The organism is Nonomuraea sp. NPDC003201 (assembly GCF_053590415.1).
In genome coordinates this window covers 73,440-79,511 of sequence record NZ_JBSFTC010000019.1, presented here as the reverse complement: position 1 = coordinate 79,511, position 6,072 = coordinate 73,440, and the positions used below count along the sequence as shown (strand labels likewise).

Sequence of the window (6,072 nt, the reverse complement as noted above, 5' to 3'; positions counted from 1 at the left end):
GTCACCGCCCTGGGCCGTCACCGCCCGGGGCCGTCACCGCCCTGGGCCGTCACCGCCCTGGGCCGTCACCGCCCGGGGCCGTCACCGCCCTGGGCCGTCACCGCCCGGGGCCATCACCACCAGGCCCGTCACCGCTTGGGGCCCGTCACAACCCAGCCCGTCACCACTCAGCACCCGCCACTCAGCGCCTCACAACCCGGCCCGTCGCCGCCGAGCCCCGTCACTGCCCGGGGCCATCACCACCTGGCCTGTCATCACTCAGCGTCTCGCCACCCGGTCCGCCGCCGCCGAGCTCGTCACCCCAAGCCCTCGGCTCCCACGACTCAACCCTCAGCGCCCACCCCTTAGCGCTCAACCCTCATGGGCAACCCTCAGGCCCAGCCCTCAGCCCTCTGGTGGGTTGGCGTTGGTCATGAGGTGGGTGAGTGACGGCAGGCCCTTCTCCGGGGATGTCACCAGGACGCGGCACCCCGCGGCCGTGGCGGCGGCGACGCCCGTGGGGCTGTCCTCGACGGCGATGCAGCGGGAGGGGGTCGTGCCGAGCCGGCGGGCCGCCTCCAGGTACGGGTCCGGGTACGGCTTGCCGCGGGCCGTGTCCTCGTTCGCGATCACCAGGTCGAACGTGTGCCCGAGCCGTGGCAGCACCAGCTCCACGATGGTCCGGGGAGAGGCGCTGACCAGGGCCGTCGGGATGGCGGTGGCGGCCAGCTCGGCCAGGAGCTCCGACGCCCCCGGCGTGACCTTCACGCCCTGCCCGATGAGGTCGGCGAAGGCGTCCGTGAGCCGCCTGGCCACTTCGGTCATGAGTAAGGCGTCCGTGGGCTGGCTGGTCGCCTTGGTCGTGGGTAAGGCGTCCGTGGGCTGGCTGGTCGCCTTGGTCGTGGGTAAGGCGTCCGTGGGCTGGCTGGTCGCCTTGGTCGTGGGTAAGGCGTCCGTGGGCTGGCTGGTCGCCTTGGTCGTGGGTAAGGCGTCCGTGGGTTGCCTGGTCGCCTTGGTCGTGGGTAAGGCGTCCGTGGGTTGCCTGGTCGCCTTGGTCGTGGGTAAGGCGTCCGGGGGTTGGCTGGCCGCTTCGGTCGTGTGTAAGGCGTTCGTGGGCTGTCCGGCCGCCTCGGTCATGAGGGGCGTGTCCGAAGCGGGGGTGAGGAGGTGGGCGGCCACGTCCTCGACCGTGCGGCCGAGCACGTACGGCACGTCCTCCGCCCCCAAAGCCCGGCCGAGAGAGGCGGCGATGGAGACGGTGGCCTGCCACCACAGCCCTTCGGTGTCGACCAGGGTGCCGTCCATGTCGAACAGGACGGCATCCGGGCCGGCGTGCTCAGATCGCATCGGCCGCCACGACCGGGGCCGGGACCGTGACCGTGCGGGGCGCCACCAGGACGGGCCGGTCCACCAGGCGGACGGTGACCCGCGTTCCGGGTGCGAGGCGGGCCGCCTCGTGGCCGGGGACGTCGGCCAGGACCTCCCCGCCCTCCACCGCCACCCGGAGGCGGACGGAGGCGCCGCGGAAGGAGGCGGCGAGCACGTGGGCGGGACCGTCCTCGGCCGGGGCGACCTTGACGGCCTCCGGACGGATCAGGACGTCCACCGACGGATCCGCGGGCACCTGGCCGTCCACCGGCAGGAGCTGGCCGAGCACCGTGACCTGGTCACCGGAGACCTGGCCGGCGAGGTGGTTCATGGTGCCGACGAACTCCGCCACGAAGGCGGTGGCCGGGCGGTCGTAGATCTCGGCGGGCGAGCCGACCTGTTCGAGCCGCCCGTCGCGCAGCACCGCCACCTGGTCCGCGATCGACAGCGCCTCCTCCTGGTCGTGGGTCACGAAGATGGTCGTGATGCCCAGGTCGAGCTGGAGGCGGCGGATCTCCTCGCGCAGCGACACGCGTACTTTCGCGTCCAGCGCCGACAGCGGCTCGTCCAGCAGCAGGACGCGCGGTTCCAGGGCGAGCGCGCGGGCCAGGGCGACGCGTTGCTGCTGGCCGCCGGAGAGCTGGTGCGGGTAGCGGTCGGCGTGGGAGGGGAGGCCGACCAGTTCGAGTAGTTCGTCCGCCTTCTTCCGCCTGGTGGCCACGGGCACCTTGCGGACGCGCAAGCCGAAGGCCACGTTGTCGCGGGCGTTCAGGTTCGGGAAGAGGGAGTAGGACTGGAAGACCATGCCCGCGTCCCGCTTGTTGGCCGGTACGTCCGTGATGTCCCGGCCGTCCACGAGCACCGCGCCCGAGTCCGGTCGCTCGAACCCGGCCACGCACCGCAGCGCGGTCGTCTTCCCGCAGCCCGAGGGCCCCAGCAGCGCGACGAACTCGCCGGGCGCGACGATGAGGTCGAAGCCGTCCAGCGCGACCGTCTTGCCGAACACCCGCCGCAGCGCGCGGAACTCCACCGATGCGGTCATTTGTTTCTCTCCTTACCGAACGCCGAGGACACGGCGAGCAGCAGCAGCCAGATGAGCAGGAGGCTGAGGATGGACACCGCGACCGAGAGCTGCCCCTTGGAGCCGGCGACGGTCACGATCCACACCGCGAACGGCTCGTACCCCAGCAGGCTGGCCACGGTGTACTCGCCCAGCACGAGGGCCAGCGTCAGGAACGACGCGCTCGCCAGGGCCGAGCGCAGGTTCGGCACGACCACCCTGACCAGCACGTACGGCCACGAGGCGCCCAGGTTGCGGGCCGCCTCCACCAGCGTCCGCACGTCCATCGCGCGCAGCCCCGCGTCCAGCGACCGGTACACGAACGGCAGCACGAGCACCACGTACGCCAGCACCAGCACCACGGGGAACGCCGGGTCCTGGACCGCGATCAGCGTGGCCCAGAACGGCGTCGGAGCCAGCACGTCGGTCCCGGTGCGCAGCGACGTGCCGATCCCGGCCACGAAGGTGATGGGCGGCACCACCAGGGGCAGCGTGCACAGCACCTCCATCAGCGGGCGCAGCCGCGGCGCGAAGAGCCGTACGGCCAGCATCGCGGGCAACGCCAGCAGCAGCACCAGCACGATCGTGGCGACGGCCAGGGACAGCGACAGCAGCAGCGAGCGCACGAACCCGTCGGCCGTCAGCAGCTCGCCGTAGGCCGAGAACGACACTCCGGTGGTCGGGGTGTAGATCGTGTACCAGAGCGAGGCCCCGAGCGGGATCAGGAAGTAGGCCGCCGCCAGCAGGAACACCGCGCCGCGCCACACGCGAGGGCGCGAGGAGCCACCCGAGATGCGCTCCAGGCCGGTCAGTGCAGCCATCGGGAGCTCCTCTTCTGCAGCGGCAGGTAGATAGCCATCACGAGCCCGGCCACCACGACCATGTCGAGGCTGAGGGCCAGCGCGATGTTCTCGTAGCCGATCAGCACGTCGCCGGTGAGCGCGCTGGCGATCTTCAACGTGACGAGCGGGACGACGGTCCCGACCATGGCGTTGGCGGTGGCGTACGCGGAGAAGGCCGACCCGAAGAGCAGCACCACCCCGCCCAGCATCGACGGCGCCAGCACCGGCAGCGCGACGAAGCGCCAGTAGTGCCAGGCGGTGGCCCCGTTGTTGGCCGCCGCCTCGCGCCACTGCGGCCGCAGTCCGTCCAGCGCCGGCGCCATGACCAGCACCATCAGCGGGATCGAGAAGTACAGGTAGGTCACCACCAGGCCCCAGAACGTGTAGAGCGAGCCGGACGGCAGCCCGACCAGGCCGCTGATCACGCCGGAGTTGCCGAGCGTGGCGATCCAGAAGAACGCCAGCGGCACCCCGCCGAAGTTGGCCAGCACGCCGGAGGCCGTCAGCACGGCCTCGCGCAGGAACGTGAGGCGTGAGGTCACGACGGCGTACGCGAGGAACGTCCCCAGCACGGCCCCCAGCAGGGCGACCACGGCGGACAGCTTCACGCTGCCGATCATCGCGATGAGGTAGCCGCCCTGCAGGCTCTGCGACAGGTTCGCCAGGCTCGGCCGCCCCTGCGCCGTGAACGCCCCCGCCACCAGCGCGATGGCGGGGACACCGAAGACGAGCGCGAAGAAGGCCAGCAGCGGCAGCGCCCCCAGCCAGCCCTTCGAACCGGAGCGGTTCATCCCGAGATCGCGGCGTCCCAGCCGCCGGCCAGCTTGGCCTTGGCCGCGTCCACCTGCTGGCTCGTCGGGAAGGTGGGGTCGCCCTCCACCGACGGCAGCTTCTCCGCCAGGGCCTTGTCCACGGTGCCGTCGGTGGTCATCGAGGGCAGCAGGACGGGGCGGGCGAAGCCCTTGAGGAACAGGTTCTGGCCCTCGGCGCTGTAGAGGTACTCCTGCCACAGCCTGGCGGCCGCCGGGTGCGGGGCGTCCTTGTTGATGGCCTGGGCGTACATCTGGAAGTACTTGCCGTCGGAGGGGATGTTCACCTTCCAGTCGAGGCCCTTGGCGGCCATCTGGGGCGCGTAGGCGGAGTTGTTGTAGTCCCAGTCGATGCTGATCTGGGTCTCGCCCTTCTCGATGGTCGCGGGCGTGGTCTCCACCGGGTTGTAGTTGCCCGCGTCCTTCAGCTTCTTGAAGAAGTCGATGCCGGGCTGGATGTCGTCGAACGAGCCGCCGTTGGCCAGGGCGGCGGCGTACACGCCGGCGAAGGCCGAGCCCGCCTTGGTCGGGTTGCCGTTCATCGCGACCTTGCCCTTGTACTCGGGCTTGAGCAGGTCGGCGAAGCTCGTCGGGCACGCGGCGATCTTCTTGGCGTCGCAGCCGATGGACACGTAGCCGCCGTAGTCGTTGACCCAGAGCCCGGTGCTCTCCTTCTGCCCCTCGGGGATCTTGTCGAAGGCCTGCACCTTGTACGGAGCGAACAGGCCCTCGCCGGCGCCGCTGATCGCGAACGACTGGCCGAGGTCGAGCACGTCGGGGGCGCGGTCCTGGCCCTTGCGCGTCTTGACCGCGTTGATCTCGTCGGCGCTGGCCGCGTCGGGAGTCTCGCTCTCGATCTTGATGCCGTACTTGGCCTGGAACTTCTGGATGATCTCCCCGTAGTTCGCCCAGTCGGGCGGAAGGGCGATGACATGGAGAGTTCCCTCCTTCTTGGCCGCCTCGACGAGCTTGTCGAGGCCGCCGAAGTCCGCCGCCGAGGTGGCGGTGGCCGCGTTCGGAGCGGAGGAGGAGGACGCGGTGGACTGCTGGGTGCCGGGCGCGGCGCCGCACGCCGCGGTGACTACGGTAAGGGCTGCGGCAACGCCGGCCGCACGGGCGCGAGGTGTGAACACAACGCCTCCACTTCAGGGGATGTGGAAGGAACCTAAGGGAACTTGTACAAACAAGCGAGCACCAGTAAGTCGCATGAATGTTGCTCTTTCATGAATGGGAAGGGTCGCTGATGGTTGCGCGCTATGAACTGATCGCCGATGATCTTCGGAACGAGATCGTCTCCGGTGCGCTCCCAGTCGGTTCGCAGCTCCCGAGCGAGGCTGAGCTGGCCGAACGCTACCGCGCGGCGCGCGGCACCGTGCGCCAGGCGGTGGCCGTGCTCGCCGCCGAGGGCCTGCTCGGCTCCCGGCAGGGGGCCAGGCGCATCGTGCTCGGCAGGGCGCGCAGCCAGAGCTTCGCCGAGCTGCACAGCTTCGCGCAGTGGGCGCGCGCGAACGGCTACCGCTTCGGCGGCCAGGTGATCACCCAGCGCCGCAGGACCGCGAGCGCCGCAGAGTCCGCCAGGCTCGGCCCCGGCGAGGTCCTGGAGGTGCTGCGGCTGCGCTCGCTGGAGGGCGAGCCCGTCCTGCTCGAACGCACGGTGTACGCCGAGTGGGTGGCCGCCGCCGTCGAGCGGATCCCGGCCGACTGCGAGTCCGTCACCGAGGCCCTGTACGACTCGATCGGCCTCGTGTTCGCCTACGGCGAGCACCTCATCGACGCGGTGTCCGCCGGCACCGAGGACGCCCGCCTGCTGGGAGTGCGCCGGGGGAGCCCGCTCCTGCGCCAGCGCCGGGTCACGACCACGCACGAGGGCCGCCCGGTGGAGTCCTCGGACGACCGCTACCGGCCGGGCAGCGTGACCTTCAGCATCCGCAACTCGATCGGCGCCAACCCTCTCGTGAGACAGGCCGGCGACTTGCGTTCGGGGCGCTGAGAACATATGTTCGACATATAAGCG

The 6,072-nt window shown here is 70.8% G+C and carries 6 protein-coding genes; 1 reads left to right on the top strand and 5 read right to left on the bottom strand.

Annotated features, from left to right (window positions below):
* Positions 1–384: 384 nt before the first annotated feature.
* From ACWDX9_RS10895 to ACWDX9_RS10875, 5 genes are read right to left on the bottom strand one after another with little or no spacing between them, the layout of a single operon-like run.
* Positions 385–1,326, bottom strand: a complete 942-nt coding sequence (locus ACWDX9_RS10895; protein ID WP_449951651.1) for an HAD-IA family hydrolase — start codon at positions 1,324–1,326, stop codon at positions 385–387.
* Positions 1,316–2,389 carry an ABC transporter ATP-binding protein gene (locus tag ACWDX9_RS10890; RefSeq protein ID WP_449951648.1) on the bottom strand — a complete coding sequence of 358 codons (1,074 nt, stop codon included), beginning with the start codon at positions 2,387–2,389 and terminating at the stop codon, positions 1,316–1,318. Before ACWDX9_RS10890 ends, ACWDX9_RS10895 begins: the two co-directional genes overlap by 11 nt.
* Positions 2,386–3,228 (bottom strand): ABC transporter permease, encoded by an 843-nt coding sequence (locus tag ACWDX9_RS10885; protein WP_363980860.1) that lies wholly within the window; start codon positions 3,226–3,228, stop codon positions 2,386–2,388. The genes ACWDX9_RS10890 and ACWDX9_RS10885 overlap by 4 nt, the downstream gene beginning before the upstream one ends.
* Positions 3,216–4,040, bottom strand: coding sequence for an ABC transporter permease (locus ACWDX9_RS10880; protein WP_449951644.1), 825 nt, complete (start codon positions 4,038–4,040; stop codon positions 3,216–3,218). The genes ACWDX9_RS10885 and ACWDX9_RS10880 overlap by 13 nt, the downstream gene beginning before the upstream one ends.
* Complete coding sequence (locus tag ACWDX9_RS10875) at positions 4,037–5,191, bottom strand: ABC transporter substrate-binding protein (protein ID WP_449951641.1); 1,155 nt, start codon at positions 5,189–5,191, stop codon at positions 4,037–4,039. Before ACWDX9_RS10875 ends, ACWDX9_RS10880 begins: the two co-directional genes overlap by 4 nt.
* Before the next feature lie 110 nt (positions 5,192–5,301).
* On the opposite strand from ACWDX9_RS10875, the gene ACWDX9_RS10870 reads away from it, so the two are divergent.
* Positions 5,302–6,048 (top strand): GntR family transcriptional regulator, encoded by a 747-nt coding sequence (locus ACWDX9_RS10870; RefSeq protein ID WP_449951638.1) that lies wholly within the window; start codon positions 5,302–5,304, stop codon positions 6,046–6,048.
* Positions 6,049–6,072: the final 24 nt, after the last annotated feature.

What these genes read in the sequence shown, in the direction of transcription:
- ACWDX9_RS10895 (WP_449951651.1), bottom strand. Translation starts at nt 1,326, where the DNA reads ATGCGATCTGAGCACGCCGGCCCGGATGCCGTCCTGTTCGACATGGAC.
- ACWDX9_RS10885 (WP_363980860.1), bottom strand. Translation starts at nt 3,228, where the DNA reads ATGGCTGCACTGACCGGCCTGGAGCGCATCTCGGGTGGCTCCTCGCGC.
- ACWDX9_RS10880 (WP_449951644.1), bottom strand. Translation starts at nt 4,040, where the DNA reads ATGAACCGCTCCGGTTCGAAGGGCTGGCTGGGGGCGCTGCCGCTGCTG.
- ACWDX9_RS10890 (WP_449951648.1), bottom strand. Translation starts at nt 2,389, where the DNA reads ATGACCGCATCGGTGGAGTTCCGCGCGCTGCGGCGGGTGTTCGGCAAG.
- ACWDX9_RS10870 (WP_449951638.1), top strand. Translation starts at nt 5,302, where the DNA reads ATGGTTGCGCGCTATGAACTGATCGCCGATGATCTTCGGAACGAGATC.